This window comes from Phreatobacter stygius, assembly GCF_005144885.1.
GTDB lineage: Bacteria > Pseudomonadota > Alphaproteobacteria > Rhizobiales > Phreatobacteraceae > Phreatobacter > Phreatobacter stygius.
Map to the genome: position 1 here is coordinate 1,509,818 of NZ_CP039690.1, position 14,677 is coordinate 1,524,494.

The window sequence follows — 14,677 nt, forward strand, 5'->3', positions numbered from 1 at the left end:
GTCAGCCTCCCTTCGCGACTTCGGCGATCGCCGCGACGATGCCGGGATAGGCGCCGCACCGGCAGACATTGCCGCTCATCCAGGCCCTGACCTCGTCGTCCGAGCCGGCATGTCCCTCGGCGATGCAGCCGATGCCGGACAGGATCTGGCCGGGCGTACAATAGCCGCACTGAAAGGCGTCATGGGCGATGAAAGCGGCCTGAAGCGGATGCAGGCCGTCGCCATCGGCCACGCCCTCGATCGTGGTGATCGCAGCTCCGTCATGCATGATCGCCAGCGTCAGGCAGGCATTGATCCGCCGGTCGCCGAGCAGGACCGTGCAGGCGCCGCAGGCGCCCTGGTTGCAGCCCTTCTTGGTCCCGGACAGATGCAGGCGTTCGCGCAGCACGTCGAGCAGCGACATGCGCGGATCGAGATCGAGATGGTAGGCTTGCCCGTTGATCGTCAAAGCGACTGGTTGCAGTTCCATGTCCTGACCTCCAGAGGCGCCTGACCGAGACAATGCCAAGGATATCAGGCCAAGGCGAGACCAAAGGCAGGCCGGGGCGGGCGGCACGACGGACCGATCGCGCCGGCCGAAGCGCCGCAGATCAGCCGCAACGTGCCGCGGGTGTCGGTTGCCGGCCGGTCCGGCCGTTCGCCCACGGGCCCGGTCGCGTTCGCGCCTGCGAACGCCGCCGATGCTTTCGGCTGCGACGCCCCCAGGCGCGGGCCCTGGCTCAGATCGGCGCGACGCCGACGGTCATGCCGCCGCAGACATAAAGCACCTGGCCGGTCACGAAGGACGCCTCGTCCGACAGGAAAAAATCCGCGGCATGGGCAATATCGTCGGGCTGGCCGAGACGGCGCACCGGCACGCCCTCGATGATCGCCCGGGTGCGCGGGCTGTTGTGCGGATTGGCGGTGCGGAACAGCTCGGTCTCGATCGGTCCCGGCCCGATGGCGTTGACGGTGATGCCGAACGGCGCCAGTTCGAGCGCCCAGGTGCGGGTGAGGCCGATCACGCCGGCCTTGGTGGCCGAATAGGCGGTGCGCAATTCCTTGCCGAGCGCCGCGCGGCTGCTGATGCTGACGATGCGGCCCCGGCCGGCCTGCTTCATGGCTGGCAGAACCGCCTGGGCGCACAGGATGGTGCTGCGCAGATTGACCGCCACGACCCGCTCGAAATCATCAAGCGTGGTCTCCTCGAGCGAGGCCGGCGCGGCGATGCCGGCATTGTTGACCAGCCACAGGATGTCGTGGCGCCGTGTGATCTCGGCCAGGGCCGCGCTGGTCGCCGCGACGTCGGTCAGGTCCACCTCGACCCAGCGTGCCGGCGACGCCGCCGCGGCCGGCGTCCGATCGAGATTGATCACCGGAATGCCGCGCCGCGCGAGCCGCGCGACGATCGCCGCGCCGATGCCCTGGCTTCCGCCGGTCACCAATGCCGCCGGCCCGGTCGTTTGATTGTCTTGGCTTGTCATGATCCATGCTTTCCTGGTCGCATTCCGCCGCGACCTCGTTTCGGTCGACGCTGCGACGGTCAGCGGCGGTTGAGATAGTTGAGCGGCAATCCCGGCGTCCGCCACGGCAGCGCGACCAGGCGCCCGCTCGATGACAGCGTGACGAAGGCGGTGCGAAGCTCCGCCCCGCCGAAACAGATATTGGTCGTCCAGCGGTCGGGCATCGGCACATGCGTGATGCTTTGGCCATCGGGAGAAATGATGGTGACGCCGCCCTCGACCAGGGTGGCGACGCAGATTTGGCCCTCGGCGTCGACGGCAAGCGAATCGAACATCCTGTAGCCGCCGAGCCCGGCCACCAGGCGGCCGCCATGGGGTGAGGGAAATGGCTGTTTGGCGATCTCGCCCGGACCGACAATGTCGAAGGCCCAGAGCCGCGCCGTCTGGGTCTCGGCGACGTAGAGCGTCTTGCCATCCGGCGACAGGCCGATGCCGTTCGGCGTCAGGATCGGAAAGACGATCTCGCGGATCATGCTGCCGTCGGCGCGCGCATAATAGACCGCGCCGCGGTCCTGATCGCGCGCCCGGACCTTGCCGAGATCGGTGAAATAGAAACCGCCCTCGGTGTCGAAGACGATGTCGTTCGGGCCCTTCAGCGGCCCCTTGTCGGTGCCGGTATAGAGAACGTCCACGGCCCCGCTCGCGAGGTCGACCCGCTCGATACGGCCGCCGCTATAGTCGTCGGCCTGGGCGATCGGCCGGTAGCCGCCGGGACCGTTCGGCTCGGTCCATTTGAAACCGCCATTGTTGCAGACATAACAGAAGCCGTCCGGGCCGATCGCCAAGCCGTTGGGGCCGCCGCCAGGGGTTGCGACATAAGAGACCGTGCCGTCCGCGCCGACCCGCGTCAGCGTGCCCCGGCCGATCTCGACCAGCAGCACCGAGCCATCCGCCATGGCGACCGGCCCCTCGGGAAACAGCAGTCCTGTCGCGAGTTCACGCAGGGTGTCTTGCATGGCGGTCTCCTACGGCTGGACGACGTGGCGTCGCCATCCGATGAAACAGCAAAGCCGGCGATTGCGCATCAGGGCCTGGCGGACGGCAGGCTTGCAGTGCCGCTGGTCGCACCCGGAAAGGGCCACGGGTCCTTGGGCGTGACCGGTCCGGCTGAGCCGCCGGCATGTCCTCCGCGTCGACGCATTACCTTTTAATGATTATAATTCCATATATTTTTCAATGGCTTGAAGATTATTCCAGCGATCCCTAAGGTCGCGGGAACAGCGGCATGAGAACCAATCTGATTTTTGCATTGTCGACATTGAGCAGGTCTTCCCGTGATTGAACTCGACCATCCCGCCGCGCCCCCGGCCTCGGCCGTCGTCGATCCCGCCATCGCAGCCGCCACACCGGTCCTCTCGGTGGCCGGGCTGACCACCTCGTTCCTGCGCGAGGGCCACTGGCATCCGGTGGTGCGCAATGTCGGCTTCGATGTCGGCCTGAAAGAAACCGTCGCGATCGTCGGCGAGTCCGGCTCGGGCAAGAGCGTCACGGCGCTCTCCATCATGCGGCTGGTGCCGGCCCAGAACGGCCGCATCCAGGGCAGCATCAGGCTGAACGGCCTGGAGCTCCTGACGCTGCCCGACAAGGCCATGCGCAAGGTGCGCGGCAACGACATCGCGATGATCTTCCAGGAGCCGATGACCAGCCTCAATCCGGTGCTGACCATTGGTTTCCAGATCGCCGAGGCACTGATCTACCATCGCGACATGTCGCGCTCGGCGGCCGAGGCCGAGGCGATCCGGCTGCTCGAAAAGGTGCGCATTCCCGCCGCTGCCGCCCGCTTCCACGAATATCCGCACAAGCTGTCCGGCGGCATGCGCCAGCGCGTGATGATCGCCATGGCGCTGGCCTGCCGGCCCAAGCTGCTGATCGCCGACGAGCCGACGACAGCGCTCGACGTCACCATCCAGGCGCAGATCCTGGAACTGTTGAAACTGCTGCAGGAGGAAGAGGGCATGTCCGTCCTCTTCATCACCCATGACATGGGCGTGGTCGCCGAGATCGCCGATCGCACCGTGGTCATGTATGGCGGCGAGGCGGTGGAGGCCGGCGATACCGCGCGGATCTTCGCGAGCCCCGCCCATGCCTATACCCGCGCCCTGCTCTCCGCAGTTCCCCGCCTCGGCTCGATGGCCGGCCGGCCGCGGCCCATGCGCTTCCCGATCGTCGACAAGCTGACCGGCACGTCCGACGTGCCGGTCGAGACGCCGGATACGGTCGCCGCGGCCGAACGGCCGGTGCTCGAGGTCGCCAACCTCACCACCCGTTTCGACATCCAGTCGGGCCTGTTCGGATCGGTCTGCGGCCGGGTCCATGCCGTGGAGAACGTCTCGTTCAGCCTGCATGCCGGCGAGACCCTGGCGCTGGTCGGCGAGTCGGGTTGCGGCAAGTCGACCACCGGCCGCTCGATCCTCAAGCTGATCCGGCCGAACAGCGGCTCGGTGCTGGTCGACGGCGAGGACGTGCTGGCCATGGACAGCATCACGCTCAGGGCCATGCGCCGACGCATGCAGATCATCTTCCAGGATCCCTTCGCCAGCCTCAATCCGCGCATGTCGGTGCGGACAGCCATTGCCGAGCCGTTCTACGCCCATGGCCTGGCGACCAAGGCGGAAGCCCGCGACAAGGTCGCCGACCTGCTGGTCCGGGTCGGGCTGACGCCCGAGATGGCCGACCGTTATCCGCACGAATTTTCCGGCGGCCAGCGCCAGCGCATCTGCATTGCCCGCGCCCTGGCGCTCGAACCGAAGCTGATCGTCGCCGACGAGGCGGTTTCCGCGCTCGACGTCTCGGTCAAGGCCCAGGTGGTCAACCTGATGCTCGACCTGCAGGCCAGCATGGGGCTCGCCTATCTCTTCATTTCCCACGACATTGCCGTGGTCGAACGCATGAGCCATCGCGTCGCGGTGATGTATCTCGGCGAAATCGTCGAGATCGGCCCGCGCGCGGCAGTCTTCGGCAATCCCCAGCACCCCTATACCAGGAAGTTGATGGCGGCGGTGCCGATCCCCGACCCGGCGCGCCGCGGCGACAAGCGCGGCGTGTCGAATGACGAGATCAGGAGCCCGGTCCGGCCGCCCGACTATGTGCCGCCGGCGCGCCAGTATCGCGAGGCCTCGCCCGGCCATGTCGTGCAGGTCTGGGGCGAGGAATGGGAGAAGCGCGAGGGGTCGTAACCCGCGCCCCTTCAGCCTCGGCGGCGATTGACGCCATGTTCCGGCACGCCGGTGTGCTCGAAACAGACCCGGGCAAGCTCGGCGACGCCTTGCCTGATGGTCTCGACCGTCGGCAGGGCGAAACAGAGCCGGATATGGCTTTTCGCCGCCTCGCCGTCGCAGGCCCAGTCCGGTCCCGGATTGAAGGCAAGCCCGCCGGCAAGCGCTGCCTGGGCGAAGCGCCGGACATCGACATGGTCGGGCAGCCTGAGCCAGAGGAAGATGCCGCCCTGCGGCACGAAGAGCTCGGCCGAGGTGCCGAATTCCTGGCCGAGCGCGTCGACCAGCACATCGAGCTTGCCGCGCAGCGCCCCGGTCAGCACGGACACATGGCGGTCGAAGTTCCGCTCGACATATTCGGCGACCACCATCTGTTCCAGCGCGCCGGAACCGGCATCGGTCTTGGTCGCCAGGATGCGGCTCAGCACCTGCCAGTCGGCGACGATGTAGCCAACCCTGAGCGCCGGCGCGAGCGACTTGGAAAACGAGCCGATATGGATCACCCGGCTCGGGTCGAGCGCATAGAGCGCCGGCGGCCGCGCGCCCGCCCAGACCAGATCGGCATAACATTCGTCCTCGAAGATCGGCACGCCGAATTCCCGCGCCAGCGCGATCAGCTGATGCCGGCGATCGAGATCGAGAATGCTGCCGGTCGGGTTCTGCACGGTTGGGATGGTGTAGATATATTTCGGCCGGACGCCCTGCCGCTTGAGGTCTTCGAGGATCGTCCTCAGCGCGTCGATCCGGATGCCGCCATCGTGGAGCGGCGCGCCGATCACCCTGGCGCCGAGCTTCTGGACCTTGCTGATCGCGCCGCCATAGGTGAATTCCTCCAGGATCACCGTGTCGCCGGCCGCCACCAGCAGGTTGTTGACCAGATCCATGGCCTGCAGCGAACCGGAGGTGACCAGCACGTCATCGGCCGAGCAGGTGATGCCGCTGCGCCGGGCGAGCTTGGCCGCGATGAAGGCTCTCAGCCGGTCATGGCCCTGCGGCGCCTGGCCGAGATTGTACATGCCGAGCAGCCGGCCATTGTCGCGCAGCACGGTCGCGGCAGCTTCGGCCAGCGCCTCGGCCGGCACTTGCGAAGGGTCGTTATGGCCATAGACGAAGTTGTATTTCGGCAGCCCATCAAAACGCGGCGCCGGATCCGGCAGCCCCGCCCGGAACATGTCGGTCAGCGCAAAGGACTGGTCGCTCATCGGTGTCTCCCCCGTGTCATCGGTCGCGCCAGGCCCAGGGGCCGGCGCGCCGGGCCCTCTTGTCGGGGCCCTGTCCTGTTTGAGGCGCGTGGGATCGTCGTGCAAGGCCTGCTTGGGCGACAGCCGCCCTGCGGCCGGCGCAAGCATCCTGAGACCACCGGCCGGGCCGGCCCGGCGATGGCGCCGGGAAGCCACGCGGAAACGACGGTTCATCTGCCACCCGATCCGCGGTTGATTGTGCCGTGGCCTAAGCCAGTGGCCGGGACCTCGGCCGGACCGGACAATCAGGGGGAGATCAGGGATGAGCGACATCGACGCGTTGAAGCGAACCGTCAAGGTCTGCATGTTCGACCAGTACGGCACGGTGGTCGACATGCAGTCGGGCCTGACCGAGATCGCCACGCCCTACCTGAAATCGAAAGGCTGGATCGGCAATCCCGGTGCTTTCGTGACCTGGTGGCGCCGCACCCATTTCGAGAATTCGATGATCGACGCGCTGCTCCATCGCGACCATACGTCCTATCGGGAGATCGGCCATCGCTCGGTCGCGCTGGTGCTTGAACGCGCCGGCATCGCCCATACCATGGACGAGGTCAGAGCTCTCGTCGGTGCGATCGAGCGGCTGCGCTGTTTTCCCGAGGTGCCCGCCGCACTCGCCCGGTTGCAGACCCGCTATCAGCTCGTCGTCCTGTCGAACGGCGACCCGGACATGCTCGAAACCGCCAAGGCCCATCACGGCATCCCGTTCGACCGGGTCATCTCGGTCGCCGAGGCCAAGGCCTTCAAGCCCCATGTCGCAACCTATGCCAAGGCCGCCGAACTCATCGGCCTTGGCCTGGACGAGATCCTGTTCGTCGCCAACCATGCCTTCGATTGCATCGGCGCGAAATCCGCCGGCATGCGCACCGCCTTCATCGACCGGCGCGGCCGGCCTTTCGGCATCACGCCGCACCAGCCGGACATTCGCGTGCCGTCGATGACCGATCTCGCGACCGTCATGGCGTGACGCAGCGGCCGCGCATGCTCAGTTCGACACGCCGGCGGTTGCGACCAGCACCGGAACCGCACGATAGATCCCGGGGAAATGGCGCTTCAGATCGGCGATCTTCGGCAGGTCGTTGATGACGATATAGGGATGGCGCGGGTTCCGCGTCATGAAGTCCTGGTGATAGGCCTCGGCCGGGTAGAAGGCACGGTCGGGCTCGATCCGGGTGACGATCGCGCTGCCGAACACCCGGGCCTGGTCGAGCTGGGCGATATAGGCCTTGGCGACGCGCGCCTGCTCGGCATTCACCGGGAAGATCGCCGAGCGATATTGCGGCCCGACATCCGGGCCCTGCCGGTCGAGCTCGGTCGGATCGTGGGCGACCGAAAAATAGATCTGCAGCAGCCGGCCATAACTGATCTTGGCGGGATCATAACTGATCCGGACGGCCTCGGCGTGGCCGGTCCGGCCGCTTACGACGCGATCATAGCTGGCGGTCGCCTGGTCGCCGCCGGCATAACCCGAAACCGCATTGCTGACGCCTTCGACATGCTGGAACACGCCCTGGACACCCCAGAAGCAGCCGCCGGCAAAGACCGCCACCGCGGTTGCCGATCGCCCGGCCGCCTCGTCCTGGACCGGCTGAGGGATGACGCGCCCGCCCGCGGCGGCCGACGACGGCAGGCTCAGCCCGGTACCCGCCAGCAGCAAAGCGACGGCAAACCCGACCCGGCGGACGCCGGACACGACACGGATCGAAAACGATTTCGGCAACGATGGGTGCATGGCTTGTCTCCGTCGGCCGCCCCGTTTCGACAACGGATGAGGGGCCGCTGCAGCGGATACGGAGGGAAGCATGCTTTTGTTGCGGAAATAGCGCGGCTCACGCGCATGTGATCCGGACGCACCAGCCCGGCGTCAGTCCGGCGCGCGGCGCGCCGCGCGCAACCCGTCGAGCAAGGCGCGGAAAGCGCCGACGGCCTTTTCCGATGTCGCTTGCGGATCCTGCGCATGGGCGATCCACAGCGCGGCCTGCAGCATCGCGCCGTTGAGCAGCCGGGCGACGGCCTCGGGATTGACCGGCACGATGACGCCGTCCTCCGCCAGGCGCTGCAGGCCCGCCGACAGCGAGCGGATACATTCGCTCTGGCTTGGCCAGGTCGAGGGATCGCCCAGCACCGAGGGCCCGTCGCGCAGCACGATCCGCTGGATCTCCGGTTCCAGGGCCATTTCGATATAGGCCGTGCATTCCGCGACGAAGCCTTGCCAGCGATCGGCGGCGCTGCGCGAGACAGCGCTCAGCCTGACGTTCATCTCGGCATCGATCTCGGCGATGACCGCTTCCAGGAGTCCCTTCTTGTCACCGAAATGATGGTAGAGCGCGCCGCGCGTCAGGCCGGCGGCGGCGGTGAACTGGTCCATCGACGCTTCGGCATAACCGACCGTGCCGAAGGCATGGCGCGCCGCGCCGACCAGTTTGGCGCGTGTCTCGGCGATCATGACGCTGCGCGGCTTGTGGCTCATGCCTGCCCCTTTCACATACGCACCGTATATTAGTTGACATACGCCCTGTATGCAATTATCTCGTTTGCATACGCCACGTATGCAAGTGGCTCCTCCCATCGAGGCGTCCGTCATGTCCAATCCCTATCGCGAGATCTTCCGGGCTCCTGGAGCCAAGGCCTTTTCGGCGGCGGGCTTCATCGCCCGCCTGCCGCTGGCCATGATCACGCTCGGCATCGTCACCATGCTGTCCCAGGCCCGTGGCGGCTATTGGCTGGCCGGTGCGGTGGCCGCGACTTTCGCCTTTGCCAATGCCCTGATCTCGCCGCAGGTCTCCCGGCTGGTCGACCGCTACGGCCAGAGCCGGGTCCTGCCGCCGGCGACGGCGCTGGCCATCGCGGCGCTGGCCGGCCTGATGCTCGCCACCCGGTTCGGCGCGCCGGCCTGGGCCTTGTTCCTGTTCGCCATGCTGGCCGGTTTCATGCCGAGCATGAGCGCCCTGGTGCGCGCCCGCTGGACCGAGCTCTACCGCGACACGCCGAAGCTGCGCACCGCCTTCGCCTTCGAATCCGTTGTTGACGAGGTCATCTATATGACTGGCCCGGTGATCTCGATCGGGCTCAGCGTCGCGGTCTTCCCGGAAGCCGGGCCGCTGGCCGCCACCCTGTTCCTTGCCGTCGGCACCTTGCTGTTCGTGCCGCAGAAGGCGACCGAGCCGCTGGTCCATGCCCAGGGCCGGAGCGCCGGAAGCTCGGTCATCCGCCTCGGCTCGGTCAGGATCATCGCGCTGACCCTGATCGCGATCGGTGCGATCTTCGGCACGGCCGAAGTGACCGCCGTCGCCTTTGCCGAACAGCAGGGCCACAAGGCCGCGGCCAGCTTCGTGCTGGCGAGCTATGCCGCCGGCTCGCTGATCGTTGGCCTGGTCTTCGGCGCGTTGAAGCTTCAAATGCCGCTGGCCCGCCAGCTCCTGTTCGCGATCGGGCTTGCGGCGCTGACCACCCTGCCGCTTCTGGTCATCGGCAGCATCCCCGTGCTGGCCGCGGTGCTGTTCCTGGCCGGCGCCGCGGTGTCGCCGACCATCATCATCTCGATCGGCCTGATCGAGCGCCTGGTGCCGGCGGCCAAGCTGACCGAGGGCATCACCTGGGCGATGACCGGGATCGGCATCGGCATGGCCATCGGTTCGTCCCTGTCCGGCTGGGTCATCGACGAGTTCGGCGCGGCGAGCGGCTTCTGGGTGTCGATCGCCGCCGGCGGCGTGGCACTCGCCACCGTCCTGCTCGGCTATCGCCACGTCGCGGAACAGACGCGCGAATGCGCCCTGGCACCGGCGGTCGCCTGACCGGCGCAAACTCATCGGGCAGGATCGGTCCGGCGCGGCCTCAACTCAGGCAGCAGCAGCGACGGCGGCGCGAATGGCGCCACCGTTGCAATTGTCCTGGCCCTGGCCGGAACAACCGGGGCGTCAGGCCAGCGCTCTGACCGCCTGGCGGATCGTGTCGAAGATCCGGTCGATCTCGGCCTCGGTTATGATCAGTGGCGGCGACAGCACCAGGGCGTCGCCCGCGGTCCTGACCAGCACGCCCGCCTCGTAGCAGAGATTGCCGGCGGCGGCGCTGCGGCTGCCCGGTTCGCCGGGCTTCGGCGCGATCTCGATGGCCGCCAGCAGGCCGATATTCCGGATATCGACGATATGCGGTTCGCCTTGCAGCGAATGCGCCTGCGCTTCCCAATAGCCGGCGATCCGCGCGGTCCGCGCGAACAGGTCCAGCTCCTCATAGACGTCGATCGCGGCAAGCCCGGCGGCGCAGGCCAGCGGATGGCCCGAATAGGTATAGCCATGCATCAGTTCGACGGCCTCGTCCGGCCCGGTCATGAAGGCGTCGTAGACCTTGGTCGAGGCTATGACACCACCCATCGGCACGGCACCATTGGTCATGCCCTTGGCGCAGGTGATGATATCAGGGGTGACGCCGAGCGCGGTCGAACCGAAGGGTGCGCCGAGCCGGCCGTAACCGGTGATCACCTCGTCGAAGATCAACAGGATGCCGTGCCGGTCGCAGATCGCGCGCAGGCGCTCCAGATAACCCTTCGGCGGCGGCAGTACGCCCCCCGACCCGGTAACCGGCTCGACGATGACGGCGGCGATGGTCGAAGGATCGTGGATCTGGGCGATCGCCTCCAGTTCGTCGGCAAGATGAGCGCCCCAGTCCGGCTGGCCGCGCGAAAACGCCTGGTGCTCGCGATTATAGGTGTGCGGCAGGTGGTCGACATCGCCAAGCAGCGGTCCGAAGTCGCGGCGATGGCGCGCGATGCCGGCAACCGACAGGCCGCCAAAGCCCATGCCGTGATAACCCTTGGCGCGGCCGATCAGGCGGGTGCGGCCGGCATCGCCCCGGGCCCGGTGATAAGCCCGCGCGATCTTCAGCGCGGTGTCGACCGCCTCCGATCCCGAATTGACGAAGAACACCCGGTCGAGGCCTTCGGGCGTCAGGCCGGCGATCCGTCCGGCCAGCTTGAACGCCAGCGGATGGCTCATCTGGAACGACGAGACATAGTCGAGATGGCCGGCCTGTTCGCGAATGGCCGCGGTGATCCGCTCCGGCCCGTGGCCGGCATTGACGCACCAGAGCCCGGCCATGCCGTCGAGCAGCTGGCGGCCTTCGGCCGTGGTGTAGAACATGCCCTTGGCGCCGACGAACAGCCGCGGCTTCGCCTTGAAGGCGCGGTTCGAGGTGAACGGCAGCCAATAGGGTTCGAGCGCCTCGCGGCTGAGGTTCATCTGCGGAACGATCGTCATGGTTTCACCGCCGGGTCAGGCCGCGGTTCCCTCTGATGGCTGCGGCTCGGTTGATCATTGCGGTACTATGTCTACATAAAGTACCTTCTGCAATGCCGATGACGCGATCGGCAGTGCCTATCCGCGCGGCGCCGTGCTGAGATCACGGGCAAGATCGAGATGCCGGCGCAGCAGCGCGGCGGCCAGCTCGATCTCGCCGGCCGCCAGCCGGGCAATGATTTCGAGATGTTCGCGGCAGGAAATCGCGACCCGATCGGGCCCGTAGCGCCAGGAATAATTGGCATAACGTCTGAGCCGGGTCTGCTGCTGCAGCGCCAGCACGAGATAGCGGTTGCCCGAGGCCGCGATCAGCCCTTCGTGGAATTCGGCATTCATTTCGAACAGCCCGACGCTCAGCATGGCGGTCCAGGGCTGCTGCAGCATGTCCTCGTGCCGCCGGCGCATGTCGGCGAGCCAGGCCGGATCGAGGGCAAAACCCGGTTCGAACAGCGCCGCCGGCTCGATGATCCGCCGGAACGCATAACTCTCATTGATGGCCGTGAGGTCATTGACCGGCGAGAACAGCCAGCCATGTCCCGGCAGGCGCTCGACCAGGCCAACCTCGGCGAGCTTGTTCAGCACGCGCAGCAGCAGCGGCCGGCCGAGCTCGTAGCGCCGCATCAGGTCGGCTTCCGAAATCTGCGGCGGCAAGGTTCCATCGACCCGGTCGCGGGCGATGCGCACGCAATATTCGTCAAGGTCGGAGGCGACCGGCGCGAATTCACCGGGCCGGATCTCGTCGAGCGGGGTCGACAGGGCATAACCGCCGCCGGGCAGCGGGCTGATCATGCCGCGTTCGGCGAGATGGCGCAGCGCCGCGCGGACCGGCGTGCGCGACACTTGCAGCCGCTGCGCCAGCAGCGCCTCGGGCAGCCGGCTGCCGGGCTCAAGGCCGTCATGCCGGATCAGTTCGACGATACGCGGCAGCAGGTCGCGCTGAAGCTTGCTCGGCGGCTCGCCTTCGATCGGCGGCGACGTGGCTTTGTTCTGTATCATGGTTTGACAAAATACATTGAATGCGCCTCCATAGGAAGCATCGATCGAAAGGCCTGACGATGCAGCCGCAATCCGCCCGCACAGCTCCTCCCGCCGCGATCATGCCCAAGGCCGGCGAACCCTGGCAAATGGAGGCTGCCGAGATCGCGGCGCTGATCCGCAGCGGCGCGGTCTCGGCGCGCGAGGTGGTGTCGTCCTGTCTCGCCCGCATGGACCAGGTCAACGGCGCGATCAACGCGGTGGTCCGCCGCTTCGATGAGGAAGCCCTGGCCGCCGCCGACGCCGCCGACGCGGCAAGGCTGAACGGCGAGGCGCTTGGGCCCCTCCACGGCGTGCCGGTGACGATCAAGATCAATATCGACCAGAAGGGCCATCCGACCAATGGCGGCGTCGGGGCCTATGCCGACCTCGTCGCGACGAGCGACAATCCGGTGGTCGCCAACCTGCGCGATGCCGGCGCGGTCATCATTGGCCGCACCAATGCCCCGGCTTATTCGATGCGCTGGCATACGGCCAACGACCTGCATGGCGCGACCATCAATCCCTGGCATCCCGGCATTACGCCCGGCGGCTCGAGCGGCGGCGCGGGCGCGGCGGTGGCGGCCGGCATCGGGCCGATCGCCCATGGCAACGACATCGCCGGCTCGGTGCGTTACCCCGCCTATTGCTGCGGACTGGTTGGCCTGCGCCCGACCCATGGCCGGGTGCCGTCGAGCAATGCCACCGCCACGGGGCTTGCGCCGATCTCCTCGCAATTGATGGCGGTGCAGGGGCCGCTGACCCGGACGATCCGCGACCAGCGGCTCGCCTTCGCCGCCATGGCCAGGCCGAGCCCGCTCGACCCGCGCTGCGTCGTGCCGGCCCCCTTCGCCCCGCCGGCGCGGCCGATGCGCATCGCGCTGGTCGTCGATCCCGGCGGCCGCGGTGTCGATCCGGCGGTGGCCGAAGCCGTTCGCCGGGCCGGCCGCAGCCTGGAAGCCGCCGGTTATTTCGTCGAGGAGGTCGCCCCGCCCGACCTCGCCGAGGCCGGCGACATCTGGCCGAAACTTGCCATGGCCGACATCATGGCGGCGCTGCAACCGCAGATCGACGCCAATGGCGATGACGGCATCAAGCGCGCCATTGGCCTGTGGAACGAAGCCTTGCCGCGATTTACCGCAAGCGACGTGCTGGTGGCGCTCGGCGAACGGTCCCGGGCCTTGCGCAACTGGCAGATCTTCTTCGAAACCCATCCGGTGCTGGTCATGCCGGTGTCGACCCGCCTGCCCTTCGCGGTCGGCTTCGACGTCGCCGACGCCGCCACCACGGCCAGCGTGATCGCCGCCCAGAACCCGATGATGTCGGTGTCGGTTCTCGGCCTGCCCGGGCTTTCGGTGCCGACCGGCCTTGTCGACGGCGTTCCGGTCGGCGTGCAGGTGGTCGCCGGCCGCTTCCGCGAGGATCTCTGTTTCGAGATCGGCGAAGTCATCGAGGCGCAGGGCGCGATCGCGACGCCGATCGACCCAAGACCTGCTGTTGCAAGACCTGCTGTTGCGAGACCTGCCGTTTCAGCACCGGCGGGAGCACGCTGATGGCGCGCGTCAGGGCTCACGGCACCAGGCTTTCGGCCTATGATTTCGGCCGGACCACGGTCTATGCCTGCCGCATGGATCCGCGCTTTTCCTATTCGGCCTATGTGCCTGACGATTATGACGAGCACGGCAGCGACAGCTATCGCCTGCTGGTCGCTGTCCACGGCACGCTGCGCGACATGACGCCTTATCGCGAGGCCTTCATTCCCTTCGCCGAGCGCCACCGCTGCATCGTGCTGGCGCCGCTATTTCCCGCCGGCATCGAGAGCCAAACCGACGTCTCCAGCTACAAGATGCTGACACCCGGCTCGGTCCGCTACGACCTCGTGCTCCTGTCGATGATCGACGAGATCAAGGCGCGCTACCGGATCGGCGGCGACCGGTTCGCCATGTTCGGTTTCTCCGGCGGCGGCCATTTCGCCCACCGTTTTCTCTATTTGCATCCCGAACGCATTTCGGCGGTCTCGATCGGCGCGCCCGGCGTGGTCACGCTGCTCGATTTCGAGCGGGACTTCTGGGTTGGCGTCCGCAACATCGAACAGGTCATGGGCCGCCCGATCAATCTCGAAGCCATGCGCCGCGCCGCCGTGCAGATGGTCATTGGCGCCGACGACACCGAGACCTGGGAAATCGCCATTCCGCCCGGCAGCCCGGCCTGGCGCCCCGATGGCGACATCGCCGGCGCCAACCGGCACGACCGGATGCGCTCGCTGAAAGCCAGTTTCGAGAACCACGGGATCACGGTGCGTCACGACATCGTGCCGGGCGTCGGACATCGCAGCTCGGGGATTTTCCCGGCGGTGGAGGCTTTCCTGAACGACGCGACGGCCGGCTGGCCGGCCGGTTGAGAACCAGAACAGA

At 67.3% G+C, this 14,677-nt stretch carries 13 protein-coding genes; 5 read left to right on the forward strand and 8 right to left on the reverse strand.

Annotation, left to right across the window (positions count from 1 at the left end):
- Nucleotide 1 precedes the first annotated feature (1 nt).
- From E8M01_RS06930 to E8M01_RS06940, 3 genes are all read right to left on the reverse strand, one after another.
- The gene (locus E8M01_RS06930; RefSeq protein ID WP_136959459.1) at nt 2-469 is read right to left on the reverse strand and encodes a (2Fe-2S)-binding protein; all 468 of its coding nucleotides are present in this window, start codon (nt 467-469) and stop codon (nt 2-4) included.
- Between the two features lie 250 nt (nt 470-719).
- The gene (locus tag E8M01_RS06935) at nt 720-1,463 is read right to left on the reverse strand and encodes an SDR family NAD(P)-dependent oxidoreductase (RefSeq protein ID WP_136959460.1); all 744 of its coding nucleotides are present in this window, start codon (nt 1,461-1,463) and stop codon (nt 720-722) included.
- A 59-nt stretch (nt 1,464-1,522) separates the two neighbouring features.
- Nucleotides 1,523-2,458, reverse strand: a complete 936-nt coding sequence (locus tag E8M01_RS06940; RefSeq protein ID WP_136959461.1) for an SMP-30/gluconolactonase/LRE family protein — start codon at nt 2,456-2,458, stop codon at nt 1,523-1,525.
- Nucleotides 2,459-2,833: 375 nt separating this feature from the next.
- Here E8M01_RS06940 and E8M01_RS06945 point away from each other — a divergent pair, with 375 nt between their 5' ends.
- Nucleotides 2,834-4,678 (forward strand): ABC transporter ATP-binding protein, encoded by a 1,845-nt coding sequence (locus E8M01_RS06945; protein ID WP_170182208.1) that lies wholly within the window; start codon nt 2,834-2,836, stop codon nt 4,676-4,678.
- Between the two features lie 11 nt (nt 4,679-4,689).
- Here E8M01_RS06945 and E8M01_RS06950 read toward each other — a convergent pair whose 3' ends face one another.
- Nucleotides 4,690-5,919, reverse strand: a complete 1,230-nt coding sequence (locus E8M01_RS06950; RefSeq protein ID WP_136959462.1) for an aminotransferase-like domain-containing protein — start codon at nt 5,917-5,919, stop codon at nt 4,690-4,692.
- A gap of 301 nt (nt 5,920-6,220) precedes the next feature.
- Here E8M01_RS06950 and E8M01_RS06955 point away from each other — a divergent pair, with 301 nt between their 5' ends.
- On the forward strand, nt 6,221-6,925 hold the full coding sequence (locus E8M01_RS06955; RefSeq protein ID WP_136959463.1) for a haloacid dehalogenase type II: 705 nt from the start codon (nt 6,221-6,223) through the stop codon (nt 6,923-6,925).
- 18 nt (nt 6,926-6,943) lie between these two features.
- On the opposite strand, the gene msrA is transcribed toward E8M01_RS06955, so the two are convergent.
- Nucleotides 6,944-7,690 (reverse strand): peptide-methionine (S)-S-oxide reductase MsrA, encoded by a 747-nt coding sequence (gene msrA, locus E8M01_RS06960; protein ID WP_136959464.1) that lies wholly within the window; start codon nt 7,688-7,690, stop codon nt 6,944-6,946.
- Between the two features lie 132 nt (nt 7,691-7,822).
- The gene (locus E8M01_RS06965; RefSeq protein WP_136959465.1) at nt 7,823-8,428 is read right to left on the reverse strand and encodes a TetR/AcrR family transcriptional regulator; all 606 of its coding nucleotides are present in this window, start codon (nt 8,426-8,428) and stop codon (nt 7,823-7,825) included.
- A gap of 112 nt (nt 8,429-8,540) precedes the next feature.
- Between E8M01_RS06965 and E8M01_RS06970 the strand changes: the two genes are divergently transcribed.
- Nucleotides 8,541-9,752, forward strand: a complete 1,212-nt coding sequence (locus E8M01_RS06970) for an MFS transporter (RefSeq protein ID WP_136959466.1) — start codon at nt 8,541-8,543, stop codon at nt 9,750-9,752.
- A gap of 123 nt (nt 9,753-9,875) precedes the next feature.
- Here E8M01_RS06970 and aptA read toward each other — a convergent pair whose 3' ends face one another.
- Both aptA and E8M01_RS06980 read right to left on the reverse strand, forming a co-directional pair.
- Nucleotides 9,876-11,210, reverse strand: a complete 1,335-nt coding sequence (gene aptA, locus E8M01_RS06975; protein WP_136959467.1) for an omega-aminotransferase AptA — start codon at nt 11,208-11,210, stop codon at nt 9,876-9,878.
- A 117-nt stretch (nt 11,211-11,327) separates the two neighbouring features.
- Nucleotides 11,328-12,245, reverse strand: a complete 918-nt coding sequence (locus tag E8M01_RS06980) for a GntR family transcriptional regulator (RefSeq protein ID WP_136959468.1) — start codon at nt 12,243-12,245, stop codon at nt 11,328-11,330.
- Between the two features lie 59 nt (nt 12,246-12,304).
- On the opposite strand from E8M01_RS06980, the gene E8M01_RS06985 reads away from it, so the two are divergent.
- Together E8M01_RS06985 and E8M01_RS06990 are read left to right on the forward strand one after the other, a co-directional pair.
- Entirely contained in the window at nt 12,305-13,816 is a 1,512-nt protein-coding gene (locus E8M01_RS06985) for an amidase (protein ID WP_246088621.1), read from the forward strand.
- Complete coding sequence (locus tag E8M01_RS06990) at nt 13,816-14,664, forward strand: alpha/beta hydrolase (RefSeq protein ID WP_136959469.1); 849 nt, start codon at nt 13,816-13,818, stop codon at nt 14,662-14,664. The genes E8M01_RS06985 and E8M01_RS06990 overlap by 1 nt, the downstream gene beginning before the upstream one ends.
- The last annotated feature ends 13 nt before the right edge of the window (nt 14,665-14,677 follow it).

What these genes read in the sequence shown, in the direction of transcription:
- E8M01_RS06940 (WP_136959461.1), bottom strand. Translation starts at nt 2,458, where the DNA reads ATGCAAGACACCCTGCGTGAACTCGCGACAGGACTGCTGTTTCCCGAG.
- msrA (WP_136959464.1), bottom strand. Translation starts at nt 7,690, where the DNA reads ATGCACCCATCGTTGCCGAAATCGTTTTCGATCCGTGTCGTGTCCGGC.
- E8M01_RS06985 (WP_246088621.1), top strand. Translation starts at nt 12,305, where the DNA reads ATGCAGCCGCAATCCGCCCGCACAGCTCCTCCCGCCGCGATCATGCCC.
- E8M01_RS06950 (WP_136959462.1), bottom strand. Translation starts at nt 5,919, where the DNA reads ATGAGCGACCAGTCCTTTGCGCTGACCGACATGTTCCGGGCGGGGCTG.
- E8M01_RS06955 (WP_136959463.1), top strand. Translation starts at nt 6,221, where the DNA reads ATGAGCGACATCGACGCGTTGAAGCGAACCGTCAAGGTCTGCATGTTC.
- aptA (WP_136959467.1), bottom strand. Translation starts at nt 11,210, where the DNA reads ATGACGATCGTTCCGCAGATGAACCTCAGCCGCGAGGCGCTCGAACCC.
- E8M01_RS06990 (WP_136959469.1), top strand. Translation starts at nt 13,816, where the DNA reads ATGGCGCGCGTCAGGGCTCACGGCACCAGGCTTTCGGCCTATGATTTC.
- E8M01_RS06970 (WP_136959466.1), top strand. Translation starts at nt 8,541, where the DNA reads ATGTCCAATCCCTATCGCGAGATCTTCCGGGCTCCTGGAGCCAAGGCC.
- E8M01_RS06930 (WP_136959459.1), bottom strand. Translation starts at nt 469, where the DNA reads ATGGAACTGCAACCAGTCGCTTTGACGATCAACGGGCAAGCCTACCAT.
- E8M01_RS06965 (WP_136959465.1), bottom strand. Translation starts at nt 8,428, where the DNA reads ATGAGCCACAAGCCGCGCAGCGTCATGATCGCCGAGACACGCGCCAAA.
- E8M01_RS06980 (WP_136959468.1), bottom strand. Translation starts at nt 12,245, where the DNA reads ATGATACAGAACAAAGCCACGTCGCCGCCGATCGAAGGCGAGCCGCCG.
- E8M01_RS06935 (WP_136959460.1), bottom strand. Translation starts at nt 1,463, where the DNA reads ATGACAAGCCAAGACAATCAAACGACCGGGCCGGCGGCATTGGTGACC.